This window comes from Pseudomonas sp. AFG_SD02_1510_Pfu_092, assembly GCF_003331055.1.
Taxonomy (GTDB): domain Bacteria; phylum Pseudomonadota; class Gammaproteobacteria; order Pseudomonadales; family Pseudomonadaceae; genus Aquipseudomonas.
Map to the genome: position 1 here is coordinate 82,016 of NZ_PUQD01000003.1, position 14,399 is coordinate 96,414.

Annotated in this window: 18 protein-coding genes; 7 read left to right on the forward strand and 11 right to left on the reverse strand. The window is 65.8% G+C overall.

Annotated elements, in window-relative coordinates; translation table 11 throughout:
* Positions 1-18 precede the first annotated feature (18 nt).
* The 4 genes from ribB to dxs all read left to right on the forward strand — a co-directional run bounded on the left by ribB (position 19) and on the right by dxs (position 4,103).
* Positions 19-669 carry a 3,4-dihydroxy-2-butanone-4-phosphate synthase gene (gene ribB / locus C6A77_RS02580; RefSeq protein WP_114167901.1) on the forward strand — a complete coding sequence of 217 codons (651 nt, stop codon included), beginning with the start codon at positions 19-21 and terminating at the stop codon, positions 667-669.
* Positions 670-876: 207 nt separating this feature from the next.
* A complete protein-coding gene (locus C6A77_RS02590; RefSeq protein WP_114167902.1) occupies positions 877-1,119 on the forward strand; it encodes an exodeoxyribonuclease VII small subunit in 243 nt (80 codons plus the stop codon).
* Positions 1,116-2,003, forward strand: a complete 888-nt coding sequence (ispA, locus tag C6A77_RS02595) for a (2E,6E)-farnesyl diphosphate synthase (RefSeq protein WP_114167903.1) — start codon at positions 1,116-1,118, stop codon at positions 2,001-2,003. Before C6A77_RS02590 ends, ispA begins: the two co-directional genes overlap by 4 nt.
* Before the next feature lie 204 nt (positions 2,004-2,207).
* Positions 2,208-4,103, forward strand: coding sequence for a 1-deoxy-D-xylulose-5-phosphate synthase (dxs, locus tag C6A77_RS02600; protein WP_114167904.1), 1,896 nt, complete (start codon positions 2,208-2,210; stop codon positions 4,101-4,103).
* A gap of 253 nt (positions 4,104-4,356) precedes the next feature.
* On the opposite strand, the gene C6A77_RS02605 is transcribed toward dxs, so the two are convergent.
* The 11 genes from C6A77_RS02605 to nrdR form a co-directional block, all read right to left on the reverse strand.
* The gene (locus C6A77_RS02605; RefSeq protein ID WP_114167905.1) at positions 4,357-4,776 is read right to left on the reverse strand and encodes an MFS transporter; all 420 of its coding nucleotides are present in this window, start codon (positions 4,774-4,776) and stop codon (positions 4,357-4,359) included.
* Positions 4,773-5,390 carry a GTP cyclohydrolase II gene (gene ribA / locus C6A77_RS02610; protein WP_003260612.1) on the reverse strand — a complete coding sequence of 206 codons (618 nt, stop codon included), beginning with the start codon at positions 5,388-5,390 and terminating at the stop codon, positions 4,773-4,775. The genes C6A77_RS02605 and ribA overlap by 4 nt, the downstream gene beginning before the upstream one ends.
* A 135-nt stretch (positions 5,391-5,525) precedes the next feature.
* Positions 5,526-6,269, reverse strand: coding sequence for a transporter substrate-binding domain-containing protein (locus C6A77_RS02615; protein ID WP_114167907.1), 744 nt, complete (start codon positions 6,267-6,269; stop codon positions 5,526-5,528).
* Positions 6,270-6,285: 16 nt separating this feature from the next.
* Entirely contained in the window at positions 6,286-6,789 is a 504-nt protein-coding gene (locus C6A77_RS02620; RefSeq protein WP_004376077.1) for a phosphatidylglycerophosphatase A, read from the reverse strand.
* Positions 6,786-7,754, reverse strand: a complete 969-nt coding sequence (gene thiL / locus C6A77_RS02625) for a thiamine-phosphate kinase (protein WP_114167908.1) — start codon at positions 7,752-7,754, stop codon at positions 6,786-6,788. The genes C6A77_RS02620 and thiL overlap by 4 nt, the downstream gene beginning before the upstream one ends.
* Before the next feature lie 18 nt (positions 7,755-7,772).
* Positions 7,773-8,273, reverse strand: coding sequence for a transcription antitermination factor NusB (gene nusB / locus C6A77_RS02630; protein ID WP_114167909.1), 501 nt, complete (start codon positions 8,271-8,273; stop codon positions 7,773-7,775).
* Entirely contained in the window at positions 8,270-8,746 is a 477-nt protein-coding gene (ribE, locus tag C6A77_RS02635) for a 6,7-dimethyl-8-ribityllumazine synthase (RefSeq protein WP_003255395.1), read from the reverse strand. Before ribE ends, nusB begins: the two co-directional genes overlap by 4 nt.
* A 91-nt stretch (positions 8,747-8,837) precedes the next feature.
* A complete protein-coding gene (gene ribBA, locus C6A77_RS02640; RefSeq protein ID WP_114167910.1) occupies positions 8,838-9,929 on the reverse strand; it encodes a bifunctional 3,4-dihydroxy-2-butanone-4-phosphate synthase/GTP cyclohydrolase II in 1,092 nt (363 codons plus the stop codon).
* Positions 9,930-9,947: 18 nt separating this feature from the next.
* Entirely contained in the window at positions 9,948-10,613 is a 666-nt protein-coding gene (locus C6A77_RS02645) for a riboflavin synthase (protein ID WP_003255399.1), read from the reverse strand.
* Positions 10,614-10,655: 42 nt separating this feature from the next.
* Positions 10,656-11,786 carry a bifunctional diaminohydroxyphosphoribosylaminopyrimidine deaminase/5-amino-6-(5-phosphoribosylamino)uracil reductase RibD gene (ribD, locus tag C6A77_RS02650; protein WP_114167911.1) on the reverse strand — a complete coding sequence of 377 codons (1,131 nt, stop codon included), beginning with the start codon at positions 11,784-11,786 and terminating at the stop codon, positions 10,656-10,658.
* 2 nt (positions 11,787-11,788) lie between these two features.
* On the reverse strand, positions 11,789-12,253 hold the full coding sequence (gene nrdR, locus C6A77_RS02655; protein ID WP_003255402.1) for a transcriptional regulator NrdR: 465 nt from the start codon (positions 12,251-12,253) through the stop codon (positions 11,789-11,791).
* Positions 12,254-12,359: 106 nt separating this feature from the next.
* Between nrdR and C6A77_RS02660 the strand changes: the two genes are divergently transcribed.
* From C6A77_RS02660 to trxA, 3 genes are read left to right on the forward strand one after another with little or no spacing between them, the layout of a single operon-like run.
* On the forward strand, positions 12,360-12,812 hold the full coding sequence (locus tag C6A77_RS02660; RefSeq protein ID WP_114167912.1) for a YbaY family lipoprotein: 453 nt from the start codon (positions 12,360-12,362) through the stop codon (positions 12,810-12,812).
* 15 nt (positions 12,813-12,827) lie between these two features.
* Positions 12,828-13,484, forward strand: coding sequence for a 50S ribosomal protein L11 methyltransferase (locus C6A77_RS02665; protein WP_114167951.1), 657 nt, complete (start codon positions 12,828-12,830; stop codon positions 13,482-13,484).
* 31 nt (positions 13,485-13,515) lie between these two features.
* Complete coding sequence (gene trxA, locus C6A77_RS02670) at positions 13,516-14,388, forward strand: thioredoxin (protein WP_114167913.1); 873 nt, start codon at positions 13,516-13,518, stop codon at positions 14,386-14,388.
* Positions 14,389-14,399 lie beyond the last annotated feature (11 nt).

The window sequence follows — 14,399 nt, forward strand, 5'->3', positions numbered from 1 at the left end:
TTTCACGAGGAGCGTTTCATGTCCACCAAGCACCACCCGCAATTCCCCAATGTCAGCGCCGCCATCGCCGCCTTCCAGGCCGGGCGCCCTGTGCTGCTGCTCGATGACGACGACCGCGAGGACGAAGCGGACATCATCGCCGCCGCCGAGAACATCTCGCTGCAGACCATGGCCATGATGATTCGCGATTGCAGCGGCATCGTCTGCCTGTGCCTGGACGAGGCCACCGTCGACGACCTGCAGCTGGCACCGATGGTGCAGAACAACCAGGCCCGCCATGGCACCGGTTTCACCGTCACCATCGAGGCGGCGGAAGGCATTACCACCGGAGTGTCGGCCCAGGACCGCATCACCACCATTGGCGCGGCACTGCGCTCCACTGCGGACCAGCGCCATATCGTCAGCCCGGGGCATGTGTTCCCGCTGCGCGCCCGCAATGGCGGGGTACTGACCCGCCGTGGGCACACCGAAGGTTCGGTGGACCTGGCGCGCCTGGCCGGCCTGCGCCCGGCGGCAGTGCTGTGCGAGCTGATGAACCCCGATGGCAGCATGGCCCGTGGCGAGCAGGTGGCGGTGTATGCGCGGCAATACAATTTGCCGGTGCTGACCATCGAAGAGCTGGCGCGGTATCGGGTGGCGATGGTCGAGCGGGAAGCCGAGATTGCCTGATCCATCGTATGGGGCCGCTTTGCGGCCCATTCGCGGGTAAACCCGCTCCCACAGGTACTGCGCCGGTTCTGAACCTGACGCGGCACCTGTGGGAGCGGGTTTACCCGCGAAGTGGCCGGCAAATGCAACTCAGGCTGCCGGAAGTTTGCTCCCCCCGCCCCGCTCTGCTAGTGTCGCGCCGTTCTGAATGCCACCGAGACAGTCGCCATGGCCCGCAAAAAAGCCTCCCTCGATTTCGAGCAATCCCTCGCAGACCTGCAAGTACTGGTCGAGCGCCTGGAGAACGGCGAGTTGTCGCTGGAAGAGTCGCTGGCCGCCTTCGAGCAAGGCATCGCCCTGACCCGTGATTGCCAGGGCGCGCTGGCCCAGGCCGAACAGAAGGTGCAGATTCTGCTGGAGCGCGATGGCGAACTGGCAGCACAGCCCTTCGACGCGGAGCCGGAAGCATGATCGGCACCTACCAGGCCAGCTGCCAGGCTCGGGTCGACGCCGCGCTCGAGCCGTTGTTCGTACCCCCGACCAAGGAACTCGAACGGCTGTACGCAGCCATGCGCTACAGCGTGATGAACGGTGGCAAACGCGTACGCCCGTTGCTGGTCTATGCCGCCTGCGAAGCCTTGGGCGCCCCGGCCGAACAGGCCAACGGCGCGGCCTGCGCGGTGGAGCTGATTCATGCCTACTCACTGGTGCATGACGACCTGCCGGCCATGGACGACGACGACCTGCGCCGGGGCCAGCCGACCACCCACAAAGCGTTCGACGAAGCCTGCGCGATTCTCGCCGGCGATGGCTTGCAGAGCCTGGCCTTCAGCGCCCTGCTCGACCCACGCCTGAGCCCGCAGGCCGACAGCATCCGCCTGGCCATGGTCCAGGCCCTGGCCAAGGCCGCCGGCCCGGCAGGCATGGTCGGTGGCCAGGCCATCGACCTTGGCTCGGTGGGCCTGAAGCTGGACCAGCAGGCGCTGGAATTCATGCACCGGCACAAGACCGGGGCGTTGATCGAAGCCAGCGTGCGCCTTGGTGCCCTGGCCAGCGCCCGGGCCGAACAGCCACAGCTGGATGCCCTGCAGACCTATGCACAGGCCATCGGCCTGGCGTTTCAGGTGCAGGACGATATTCTCGATGTGGAAAGCGACACTGCCACCCTGGGCAAACGCCAGGGCGCCGATATCGCCCGTGACAAACCGACCTACCCGGCGCTGCTGGGGCTGGAAGCGGCCAAGGCCTATGCGGTCGAACTGCGCGACCAGGCGCTGGTCGCACTGCAAGGGTTCGGCGAAAACGCCGAACCGCTGCGGGCGCTGGCACGCTACATCGTCGAACGCCGCAACTGATTTGACTGGGGCCGCTGTGCGGCCCTTCGCGGGCATGCCCGCTCCCACAGGTTTTCATAGCACTCAAGGCCAGTGAGGTTCCTGTGGGAGCGGGCTTGCGCGAAGGGCTGTACAGCGGCCTCATGCGACACCCGTCTGAATGGGCAGTATTTCCTACAATGGGGTAAACTGCCGCGTCTTCACACACCTATAACGACTCGCCTGATGCCCACGACGTTTCAAGAGATCCCCCGCGAACGCCCGGTCACGCCGTTGCTCGACCGCGCTGACACGCCTGCCGGCCTGCGCCGGCTGGCCGAAGCCGACCTGGAGACCCTGGCCGACGAATTGCGCCAGGAATTGCTCTACACCGTGGGTCAGACCGGTGGGCATTTTGGTGCCGGACTGGGCGTCATCGAGCTGACCATCGCCCTGCACTACGTGTTCGACACCCCGGATGACCGGCTGGTGTGGGATGTGGGCCACCAGGCCTACCCGCACAAGATCCTCACCGGGCGCCGCAACCGTATGCTCAGCCTGCGCCAGAAGGACGGCATCGCCGCGTTCCCGCGGCGCAGCGAAAGCGAGTACGACACCTTTGGCGTCGGCCATTCCAGCACCTCGATCAGCGCCGCGCTGGGCATGGCCATTGCTGCCCGCCTGCAGAACAGCGCACGCAAGTCGATCGCGGTGATCGGGGACGGCGCGCTGACCGCCGGCATGGCCTTCGAGGCGTTGAACCACGCCCAGGAAGTCAACGCCGACATGCTGGTGATCCTCAACGACAACGACATGTCGATTTCGCGCAATGTCGGCGGCCTGTCCAACTACCTGGCCAAGATCCTCTCCAGCCGCACCTATGCGAGCATGCGCGAAGGCAGCAAGAAAGTGCTGTCGCGCCTGCCAGGTGCCTGGGAAATCGCCCGCCGCACCGAGGAATATGCCAAGGGCATGCTGGTGCCTGGCACGCTGTTCGAAGAACTGGGCTGGAACTACATCGGCCCGATCGACGGCCACGACCTGCCGACCATGATCGCCACCCTGCGCAACATGCGCGACCTCAAGGGCCCGCAGTTCCTGCATGTGGTGACCAAGAAGGGCAAGGGCTTCGCCCCGGCCGAGATCGACCCGATCGGCTACCACGCCATCACCAAGCTGGAGCCGGCCGACAAACCTGCCGCGCCGAAAAAAGCCAGCGGCCCGAAGTATTCTGCGGTGTTCGGCCAGTGGCTATGCGACATGGCCGCTGCCGACAACCGCCTGGTGGGCATCACCCCGGCGATGAAGGAAGGCTCCGACCTGGTCGAGTTCAGCGAGCGCTACCCGGAACGCTACTTCGATGTAGCGATCGCCGAACAGCATGCGGTAACCCTGGCCGCCGGCATGGCCTGCGAGGGCAGCAAGCCGGTGGTGGCGATCTACTCGACCTTCTTGCAGCGCGCCTATGACCAGCTGATCCATGATGTGGCGGTGCAGAACCTGGATGTACTGTTCGCCATTGACCGCGCCGGCCTGGTCGGCGAAGACGGCCCGACCCACGCGGGCAGCTACGACCTGTCGTACCTGCGCTGCATCCCGGGCATGCTGGTGATGACCCCGAGCGACGAGAACGAGCTGCGCAAGATGCTCAGCACCGGCCACCTGTACAACGGCCCGGCAGCGGTGCGCTACCCGCGCGGCACCGGCCCGAATGCACCGATCAGTGGTGACTTGGCGCCGCTGGAAATCGGCAAGGGCGTGGTCCGCCGTCAGGGCGAGAAGGTGGCCTTGCTGGTGTTCGGCGTGCAACTGGCCGAGGCCATGCAGGTGGCCGGGCAGATCAACGCGACCGTGGTCGACATGCGCTTCGTCAAACCGCTGGACGAGGCGCTGGTGCTGGAGCTGGCGGCCAGCCACGCGCTGCTGGTGACCATCGAAGAGAACGCCATCATGGGTGGTGCGGGGGCTGCCGTGGGCGAGTTTCTGGCCAGCCAGGCGATCGTCAAACCCCTGTTGCACCTGGGCCTGCCGGACATCTATGTCGAGCATGCCAAGCCGGCGCAGATGCTGGCCGAGTGCGGGCTGGATGCAGCGGGCATCGAAGCTGCGGTGACGGCTCGGATGGCCAGGCTCGGGCTGTAATCGCCGGGGCCGCTTTGCGGCCCATCGCCGGCAAGCCAGCTCCCACAGGGATCGCGCCAGCCTTTAGAAATTGAGTAAGACAGTTGCTCCCACAGGGATCGCGCCGGCCTTTAGAAATTGAGTAAGGCAGTTGCTCCCACCTCGACCGCGCCGCTCTCAAGCCATGTGCGGCCCCTGTGGGAGCCTGGCTTGCCAGCGATCGAGGGCGCAGCCCTCGCCGAAGCTCAGCTGATCGGCGCCATCAAGCAGACAATCAGCCGAGCTGGCGCGGAATACGATAGAGGTACAGCATCACCACGCTGGACAATGCCAGCAGCACCTGTGGCACCGCCTCGAGGCCGACCAGTACCGACAGCGCGGCGACCCAGGCGGGGAAACAGGCATACAGCATGGCCAGGCGCCGTACCCGCGCCAGTTCGATCCAGGCGGCGGGCTCTTCAGCCGTGCCAAGCACTTTCGAAGTGGCAATCAACGTGCGCTTGTAGGCACCGAAACGCGGCAGGCTGAGGAACATGGTCGCCGCACCGGCAATGAACAGCGGCATGGCCAGCACCGAAGCCAGCGCCTCACCACCACCGAAGGCCCAGGCCATCACTGGCAGCGGCACCAGGCCGACCGCCAGGTACTGCCACCAGGCCAGCGCCAGGCGCCGTTTGACCTCGGTGCGGGTCACGCCTGAGGCACCTCGCCCTGGTGCTCGTTACCCAGCATATGCCCCAGCTTGCCGGCCTTGGTCGCCAGGTAGTAGCGGTTGTGCGGGTTGTGCCCGGTGTGCAGCGGGACGCGCTCGGCAACGACGATGTTCATGTCGGTCAGCGCTTTGACCTTGCGCGGGTTGTTGGTCATCAGGCGCAGCGACTTCACGCCCAGATGCTCCAGCATCGGCAGGCACATGGCATAGTCGCGCTGGTCGGCAGCGAAGCCCAGGCGCTCGTTGGCCTCGACGGTATCGGCGCCGCCATCTTGCAGTTCATAGGCGCGAATCTTGTTCAGCAGGCCGATGCCACGGCCTTCCTGGCGCAGGTACAGCAGCACGCCACGGCCTTCGCGGGCGATCGCCTGCAGTGCAGCTTCCAGCTGCGAGCCGCAGTCGCAGCGCTGGCTGAACAGGGCATCGCCGGTCAGGCACTCGGAGTGCAGGCGCCCCAACACCGGCTGGCCGTCCGCGATGTCACCCAGGCTGAGCACCACGTGCTCACGGCCGGTAGCTTCATCGAGGAAGCCGTGCATGGTGAAGGTCGCGAAGGGAGTCGGGAGTTTAGAGGCGGCAACAAAGACGACGGGCACGTTGTGCTCCTGGAATAAGTAGGACATTTCTCGTTGGCCGATTGTATCAGCAGGTTGGGCAATGTGGGCTGGCTGAATACCGTGGTCTAAGATCGAAAAGTTCGATGCTTAGGTTGAGCAGGCCCCGCCCCGGGGTCAATGCGGCTTGCTGTCCGCCCGGAACGGATACGGCTGCTGCCACTGCTTGAATATCGCCTTCAGCTCGCCGCTGCGCACCAGCTCGGCCATGCGCTTGTCGAACAGGTCGCGCAGGGCTTTGCCCTGGTCGTTGCGGGCGAAGGCCAGGTACAGCGGCAGGTCGACCACATGGGTGCGACGGAAGCGTTCGGGCTGGGAGGTCTGGCCAAGCACGTAATCGACCTCGGTCTGCGCATCGATGTAGAAGTCCACACGGTCATGCTCGAGCATGGGCAGAATGCCTTCGCGGCGCTGCACTTCGCGGGCATCATGCACATTCGCCAGGTAACTGCCAAAAGCGTAGCCACGCACCCAGACCAGGCGGTACTGGCCGACGGTGTCCGCGGTAGGTATGGGCTTGCTGGCCAGGCCCAGGGCGTAGATGTGATCCACATCGAAGTGCCAGCGCGGGTACAGGTTGTCTGGGGTCTCTTCCTTGTACGAACCCACCCAGGCATCGGCCTCGCCACGCTTGACCAGGCCGAGCGCACGGCTGTAAGGGGCGCTCTGGATCACCACCTTGACCCCGGCCGGCTCGAATACCTTGCGCAGCACATCCCAGGCCACTCCGCTGCCATCGGCGTTGGTGTAGTCGAGCCATTCTTCGCTGACCAGGTGAATCTGCTTCGGCACGCCGTCGGCAGCCGACAGCCAAGGGGCAAGGCTCAGCAGCATCGCCAGCAGCGCTGCCCTCAGGGTCATGCGCGCGCTTCCTGTATCAGGCAACCGCCCACACCAGCACCTGCATGCCCAGCCAGGCGAATACACCGGCAAGGATATCGTCGAGCATGATCCCGACACCGCCGTGCACATGGCGATCGACCCAGCGGATCGGCCATGGCTTGAGGATGTCGAAGAAGCGGAACATCAGGAACCCCGCCAGCAGCCATTGCCAACCTTCCGGCACCAGCCAGAGGGTGATCCACATGCCGACGATTTCGTCCCAGACAATGCCTTCGTGGTCGTGCACTCGCAAATCGTTGGCCACCTTGCCGCACAGCCAGAAGCCGAACAGCATGCTCACGCCCAGCAGCAGCCAGTAGCCCCAGTCGGGCAACATCTGCCACAGCGGAATGAACGGTATGGCCACCAGCGAGCCCCAGGTGCCCGGCGCCTTGGGCAAGGTGCCGGAGCCGAAGCCGAAGGCAATGAAGTGCCACGGGTTGCGCCAGACCGAAGGCGGAACGAACTCCGCAGGCACCTGGTTGGGGTGATCGGTCACGGTGTCTCCCTAAAGTGTTGATAGCCCCGCTGCTCGGGGGTGATGTCGCGGCCTTGTGCGTCACGCAGGGTCACACCCTGCCCTTCGAGCACCCGACCAATGGTGTGCACCTCGATGAAACCGAGGTTCGCCAGAGGCGCCAGCGCTTCGGGCGGCAAGGTGAAAGCCAGTACGTAATCGTCGCCACCGCTGAGCGCTGCCTGCACTGCCGCTTCGCGGCCGAGGAACGCCTCTACAGCAGGAGACACTGGGACCTGGGCCAGGTTCACCTCAAGCGCCACACCGGACGCCTTGGCGATATGCCCGCAATCAGCCAGCAAGCCGTCGGAGATGTCCAGCGCCGCCGTTGCCCGGCCACGCAGCCACTCGCCCAGGGTAAGCTGCGGCATCGGCGACCAGTAATGGGCCAGCAGCGGCTCGGCCTGCGCAGCAGGCGCCTCGCGCTCACCCAGCACCAGCGGCAAGGCACCGGCGGCCTTGCCCAGCGTGCCGCCAACACACAGCAGGTCGCCTGGCCGGGCGCCGCTGCGGCGCAACGCCTGGCCAGCCGGCACGCGGCCGAACACGGTGACGGTGATGCTCAGCGGACCACGGGTGGTGTCGCCGCCAATCAGGCTCATACGGCAGCGGTGGGCCATGCGGCTGAGGCCGTTGGCGTAGGCCGCCAGCCAGTCCGGGCCAACGTCGGGCAGGGTCAGGGCGAGGGTAAAGCCGATGGCAGTCGCGCCCATGGCTGCCAGGTCACTGGCCGCCACGGCCAAGGAACGCTGGCCCAGCAGTAGCGGGTCGCAAACAGCAGGAAAATGCACCCCGGCGACCAGCGTGTCGGTCGACACTGCCAGGTGTTCACCGGGGGGTAGCGCCAGCAGGGCGCAGTCGTCGCCGATACCCAGGGCCACGCCTTCGCCGCCCTGCGCACAGGGCGCGGCGGCGAAGTAATGGTTGATCAGCTCGAACTCACCCATGGTCAGGCAGCGCCAGAATCAGCGCTTGTTCGCCTTGACTTCTGCTTCGCGCAGGCTGGGCGCCAGCTTGTCCAGCACGCCGTTGACGAACTTGTGGCCGTCGGTGGCACCAAAGACCTTGGCCAGCTCGACACCTTCGTTGATCACCACGCGGTACGGTACATCGACGCGCTTGATGAACTCCCAGGTGGACAGACGCAGCACGGCCAGTTCGACCGGGTCGAGCTCTTCCAGTGCCAGGTCCAGGCACGGCTTCAGGGCGCTGTCGATTTCGCTCTTGATCGCCGGGACCCCATGCAGGATCTCGCGGAAATAGGCACCGTCGACATCGGTGAAATCGTTATCGACCCGGAACTGCGCTTCGATCTCGTTCAGCGAATGCTGCGCCATGTGCCACTGGTACAGCGCCTGGGTCGCGAGCTTGCGGGCTTCGCGGCGCTTGGCGCTCTTCGAGGGCTTGCCGGCATCCGCAGGTTTTGGATCGCGCGGGTTGAAACGATCGCTTTCGTCGCTAATCACTTGGCCTCCAACTGCGCCAGCAGGCTGACCATTTCCAGAGCGGACAGGGCAGCTTCAGCACCTTTGTTGCCGGCCTTGGTGCCGGAGCGCTCGATGGCCTGTTCGATGGAGTCGACGGTCAGCACGCCGAACGCCACCGGAACACCGAATTCCATGGACACCTGGGCCAGGCCCTTGGTGCATTCGCCCGCCACGTATTCGAAGTGCGGGGTGCCACCACGGATCACGGCGCCCAGGGCGATGATCGCGTCGTAGGCGCCTTGCTGGGCGACCTTCTGTGCCACCAGCGGGATTTCGAACGCGCCCGGGGCACGGATGATGGTGATGTCGCTTTCGCTGACACCGTGGCGTACCAGGGCATCAACGGCACCGCTTACCAGGCTTTCGACGACGAAGCTGTTGAAGCGGCCAACCACCAAAGCATAGCGACCTTTGGGGGCGATGAAGGTACCTTCGATGGTCTTCAGGGTCATTCCGATATTCTCATGTTCAAGAGCGAGGCCGCATACAAGCGGCCTCGACAGGGGTCTGGACTCGAGCAGAGGGCGTCATTGCCGCCTCAAGTCACTCGGAGGGCACGTATTCTACAACTTCCAGATCGAATCCGGATATCGCGTTGAACTTCATCGGCGAACTCATCAGGCGCATCTTGCGCACACCGAGGTCACGCAGGATCTGCGAACCGGCACCCACGGTGCTGTAGGTGGTCGGTGCCTTGACCGGCGCATCGCCGGCGCTTTCGCGAATGTGTGCCAGCAGCACATCGCCATCCAGCGGGTGGCCCAGCAGCAAGACCACGCCGCTACCGGCCTCGGCCACGGCGGCCATGGCCGCGCGCAGGCTCCAGCGGCCCGGTTGCTTGACCAGCAGCAGGTCACGCAGCGGGTCCATGTTGTGCACGCGCACCAGGGTCGGCTCTTCGGCGCAGATCTTGCCCAGGGTCAGGGCCATGTGCACGTCGCCTTCCACTGCGTCGCGGTAGGTGACCAGGTTGAACTCGCCCAGCTCGCTTTCCACCGGTTGCTCGGAGACCCGCTGTACGGTGCGCTCGTGGATCATGCGGTAGTGGATCAGGTCGGCGATGGTGCCGATCTTCAGGCCGTGCTCGGCAGCGAACACTTCCAGCTCGGCGCGGCGCGACATGGTGCCGTCGTCGTTCATCACTTCGCAGATCACGCCACTCGGCTCGAAACCGGCCATGCGCGCCAGGTCGCAGGCAGCCTCGGTGTGGCCGGCGCGGGCCAGGGTGCCGCCAGGCTGGGCCATCAGCGGGAAGATATGGCCCGGGCTGACGATGTCTTCGGCCTTGGCATCCTTGGCGGCGGCCGCCTGCACGGTACGCGCGCGGTCAGCGGCCGAGATGCCGGTGGTGACACCTTCGGCGGCTTCGATCGACACGGTGAACTTGGTGCCGAAGCCCGAGCCGTTGCGCGGCGCCATCAGCGGCAGCTTCAGCGTTTCGCAACGCTCGCGGGTCATCGGCATGCAAATCAGGCCACGGGCGTGCTTGGCCATGAAGTTGATGTGCTCGGGCTGGCAGCACTCGGCTGCCATGATGATGTCGCCTTCGTTCTCGCGGTCTTCGTCATCCATGAGGATGACCATTTTGCCCTGGCGGATGTCTTCGACCAGTTCTTCGATGCTGTTGAGCGCCACGCGGCACCCCCTTCTCAATCAGGATTTCAAGAAGCCGTTGGCGGCCAGGAAGCTTTCGGTAATGCCACTGCCCTTGCTCGGCTCGGCAGCCTTGTCACCCAGCAGCAGACGCTCCAGGTAACGGGCCAGCAGGTCGACCTCAAGGTTTACCCGACGCCCTGCACGGTAGTCGGCCATGATGGTTTCGGACAGGGTGTGCGGGACAATGGTCAGCTCGAACTCGGCGCCATTGACCTCGTTGACCGTCAGGCTGGTGCCGTCGACGGTGATCGAACCCTTGTGGGCAATGTACTTGGCCAGTTCCTTCGGTGCGCGTACGCGGAACTGGATGGCGCGGGCGTTATCGCTGCGCGAGATGATTTCGCCGACCCCATCGACATGGCCGCTGACCAGGTGCCCGCCCAGGCGGGTGGTCGGGGTCAGGGCCTTCTCCAGGTTGACCTTGCTGCCGCTTTTGAGGTCGATGAAGGCAGTGCGCTTGAGGGTTTCGACGCTGACGTCGGCCCAGAAGCCGTCACCCGGCAGTTCGACGGCGGTCAGGCACACGCCGTTGACGGCGATGCTGTCGCCGAGCTTGACGTCACCCAGGTCGAGCTTGCCGGTTTCGACGTAGACGCGCACGTCGCCACCCTTGGGGGTCAGGCTGCGGATGGTGCCGATGGATTCGATGATGCCGGTGAACATGGGGTCTTCCTCAAAAACGGTTTGCGCGGGGCAAGCCCGGCATTATACGCCGGGCGCCAGCAGGGGGATGGCCGTGACCCGCCAGTCATCGCCCACTGCACGCATTTCGGTAATTTTCAGCCGCGGCGCCTCGCTCATCTTCGTCAGCGGCCAGTCCAGCAGCGGGCGGGCCTGGGAGCCAAGGAACGTGCCGGCGACGAACAATTGGTACTCGTCGATCAGGCCCTGCCGGGCGAACGCGCCGACAAGACCGGCACCGGCTTCCAGCAGGATTTCGTTGACGCCGCGCGCGGCCAGCACCTGCAGCAGCGCCGGCAGGTCGACCTGGCCATTGTCGCCCGGCAGGCTGAGCAGTTCGTGGCCGGCAGCGGCATAGCGCGGGTCATCTGCGACAGCGGTCACCACCAGGGCCGGGCCGGCGCGGAAGAATGGCGCGTCCAGTGGCAGGCGCAGGCGGCCATCGACCAGCACGCGCAGCGGTGTACGGCTGACGGCCAGCGTCGTGGTCTCGGCGTCCAGGCCAAGCTCGCCGGCGCGCACGGTCATCCGCGCGTTGTCGGCCAGCACGCTGGCGGCGCTGGTCAGCACCACGCTGGAACGGGCGCGCAGGCGCTGCACGGCGGAACGCGCAGCCGCGCCGGTGATCCACTGGCTTTCGCCACTGGCCATGGCGGTGCGGCCGTCCAGGCTCATGGCCAGCTTGGCGCGGACAAACGGCAGGCCGTGCTCCATGCGCTTGAGAAAGCCCGGGTTGAGGGCTCGGGCCTCGGCCTCGAGCACGCCGCTGGTCACTTCGATACCGGCCTCGGCCAGGCGCCGCAGGCCCTGCCCCGCCACCTGCGGGTTGGGGTCCTGCATGGCCGCGACCACGCGCGCCACACCAGCCTTGACCAGCGCTTCGGCGCACGGCGGCGTGCGCCCATGGTGGCTGCATGGCTCCAGGGTGACGTAGGCGCAAGCGCCGCGGGCGCGTTCACCGGCCTGGCGCAGGGCATGCACTTCGGCATGCGGCTCGCCGGCGCGCACGTGCCAGCCCTCGCCGACCACCTCGCCATCGCGCACGATCACGCAGCCTACGCGCGGGTTCGGGTGAGTGCTGTACACGCCCTTGCGCGCCAGCTCCAGCGCGCGGGCCATGTAGTGGGCGTCGAGGATGGCCGTCTGGCTGGGCATGCTCACTCTTTGGCCGGCTCGCGGGCCAGGCGGTCGATTTCTTCGCGGAATTCGTCGAGGTCCTGGAAGCGCCGGTAGACCGAGGCGAAACGGATGTAGGCCACTTCGTCGAGCTTGCGCAGCTCGGCCATGACCATTTCACCCACTACCAGCGATTTGACTTCGCGCTCGCCGGTGGCCCGCAGACGGCTCTTGATATGCGCCAGCGCCGCTTCCAGGCGCTCGACGCTGACCGGGCGCTTTTCCAGTGCCCGCTGCATGCCCGCGCGCAGTTTTTCTTCGTCGAAGGGCTGGCGCGTGCCGTCCTGCTTGATCAGCCGCGGCAGTACCAGTTCGGCGGTTTCGAAGGTGGTGAAGCGCTCGCCGCAGGCAACGCATTCACGGCGACGGCGCACTTGCTCGCCCTCGGCGACGAGGCGCGAGTCGATGACCTTGGTGTCGTTGGCACCGCAAAAGGGACAGTGCATGGTGGCAGGCAACAAAAAAAGGGAGGGCCATGGTAGCGCATCCCACTGGCAAGACAAGCCAAAGGGGTTAACATCCATGGGAAATCTGCCCGTGAAGGACTACCCCATGCACTACCGAGCGCTCGTCGTGCTGTGCTGCGCCGCCCTGCTCGCTGCCTGTGGCAGCGACCGGCCGAAGCCCGACACCCCTCCGGCCCCCAGCCCGGCCCGCGCGGCCAAACCGGCCGAAGTACTGGGCCCGCTGCCGGCCTACCAGCGCGAACTGAGCGGCACCTTGCAAGGTATCCCGGCCGGCGCCGAGGTGGAGCTGGCGCTGCTGGTCATCGATGAACGCGACCGCCCGCAACGCCTGCTGGCCAGCAGCAACCTGACCGGCACCGGTCAGGCCTTGCCCTACCAGTTGCGCTTCAACCCCGAAGCCTTCCCGGCCGGCGCGCGCGTCGAGCTGCGTGGCCGCGCCAGCAGCTCCGGCCAGCTGATCATGCACCTGCCGCCGGTGCGCATTACCCAGGCGCAAACCCAGGCCACCGGCCCGCTGCGTTTCGAGAAGGCGCCGTAAGTGGCGGCGCAGGCTCTGCATCAGACCTTGCAACAGGCCCTTTGCGGCCTGATCGGCGAAGCGCGGCTGATCGTCAGCGAACTGCCCGGCTGCGAGCTGAAATTGTGGCTGATCGACGAGCAGAACATGGACCGCGCCTTCAGCAGCGAAGAAACCCGGCGCATTCTTGAAGAGCCGCCCTACTGGAGCTTCTGCTGGGCCAGCGGCCTGGCCATGGCCCGGTACCTGGCCGAGCGCCCGGAGTGGGTGGCGGGCAAGCGGGTGCTGGATTTTGGCGCCGGCTCCGGCATCGCCGGCATTGCCGCTGCGCGGGCCGGGGCCCTGGAAGTGGTCGCCTGCGACCTCGACCCGCTGGCGCTCGACGCCTGCCGCGCCAATGCCGCGCTGAACGGGGTCGAGCTGGGTTACAGCAGCGATTTCTTCGCCGAACAGGACCGCTTCGATCTGATTCTGGTGGCCGATGTGCTGTACGACCGCGCCAACCTGCCATTGCTGGATGCTTTTCTCGGGCGCGGTCGCCAGGCACTGGTAGCCGATTCGCGGGTACGTGACTTCAGCCATCCGCTGTACCAGCCACTGGGCGTGCTCGACGCCCTGACCCTGCCTGATCTGGCCGAGCCACACGAATTCCGCCGGGTCAGCCTGTACCACGCCAGCCGCGACACTTTATAGTGGTGCCATTCACGAGTTTGCGAGAGTCGCGATGAGCCAGGACACGCCTTACATTTTCGACGCCACCGATGCCACCTTCCAGCAGCTGGTGATCGAGAACTCCTTCCACAAACCGGTGCTGGTAGATTTCTGGGCCGAGTGGTGCGCGCCGTGCAAGGCGCTGATGCCGCTGCTGGCGAAGATCGCCGAGGGTTACCAGGGCGAATTGCTGCTGGCCAAGATCAACTGCGATGTGGAACAGCAAGTGGTCGCCCAGTTCGGCATCCGTAGCCTGCCGACCGTGGTGCTGTTCAAGGACGGCCAGCCGGTCGATGGCTTTGCCGGTGCGCAACCGGAGTCGGCGATCCGCGCCATGCTCGAGCCGCACGTGCAGCTACCGGCAGCCCCCACCGCTTCGCCGCTGGAACAGGCCAAGGCGCTGTTTGCCGAAAGCCGTTTTGCCGAGGCAGAAGCGCTGTTGCAGGCGCTGCTGGGTGAGGACAACAGCAATGCCGAGGCGTTGATCCTGTACGCCCGCTGCCTGGCCGAACGCGGTGAGCTGGGTGAGGCCCAGGTGGTGCTGGACGCGGTCAAGACTGACGAACACAAAGCTGCACTGGCCGGCGCCAAGGCCCAGCTGACCTTCTTGCGCCAGGCCGCCAGCCTGCCGGAAGTGGCCGACCTGAAAAGCCGCCTGGCGCAGAACCCGCAGGATGACGAGGCGGCTTACCAGTTGAGCATCCAGCAGCTGGCACGCCAGCAGTACGAAGCGGCGCTGGAAGGGTTGCTGAAGCTGTTCCAGCGTAACCGTGCCTATGAGAACGGGCTGCCGCAGAAGGCAATGCTGCAGGTGTTCGAGCTGCTGGGTGGTGATCACCCGCTGGTTGGGGTTTATCGTCGCAAGCTGTCGGCGGCGATGTTCTGACCTGAGGCTCA

Excerpts from the sequence above, each read along its gene's own strand:
- ribB (WP_114167901.1), top strand. The coding sequence starts at position 19 with ATGTCCACCAAGCACCACCCGCAATTCCCCAATGTCAGCGCCGCCATC.
- C6A77_RS02590 (WP_114167902.1), top strand. The coding sequence starts at position 877 with ATGGCCCGCAAAAAAGCCTCCCTCGATTTCGAGCAATCCCTCGCAGAC.
- ispA (WP_114167903.1), top strand. The coding sequence starts at position 1,116 with ATGATCGGCACCTACCAGGCCAGCTGCCAGGCTCGGGTCGACGCCGCG.
- dxs (WP_114167904.1), top strand. The coding sequence starts at position 2,208 with ATGCCCACGACGTTTCAAGAGATCCCCCGCGAACGCCCGGTCACGCCG.
- C6A77_RS02615 (WP_114167907.1), bottom strand. The coding sequence starts at position 6,269 with ATGACCCTGAGGGCAGCGCTGCTGGCGATGCTGCTGAGCCTTGCCCCT.
- thiL (WP_114167908.1), bottom strand. The coding sequence starts at position 7,754 with ATGGGTGAGTTCGAGCTGATCAACCATTACTTCGCCGCCGCGCCCTGT.
- ribE (WP_003255395.1), bottom strand. The coding sequence starts at position 8,746 with ATGACCCTGAAGACCATCGAAGGTACCTTCATCGCCCCCAAAGGTCGC.
- C6A77_RS02645 (WP_003255399.1), bottom strand. The coding sequence starts at position 10,613 with ATGTTCACCGGCATCATCGAATCCATCGGCACCATCCGCAGCCTGACC.
- ribD (WP_114167911.1), bottom strand. The coding sequence starts at position 11,786 with ATGCCCAGCCAGACGGCCATCCTCGACGCCCACTACATGGCCCGCGCG.
- nrdR (WP_003255402.1), bottom strand. The coding sequence starts at position 12,253 with ATGCACTGTCCCTTTTGCGGTGCCAACGACACCAAGGTCATCGACTCG.
- C6A77_RS02660 (WP_114167912.1), top strand. The coding sequence starts at position 12,360 with ATGCACTACCGAGCGCTCGTCGTGCTGTGCTGCGCCGCCCTGCTCGCT.
- trxA (WP_114167913.1), top strand. The coding sequence starts at position 13,516 with ATGAGCCAGGACACGCCTTACATTTTCGACGCCACCGATGCCACCTTC.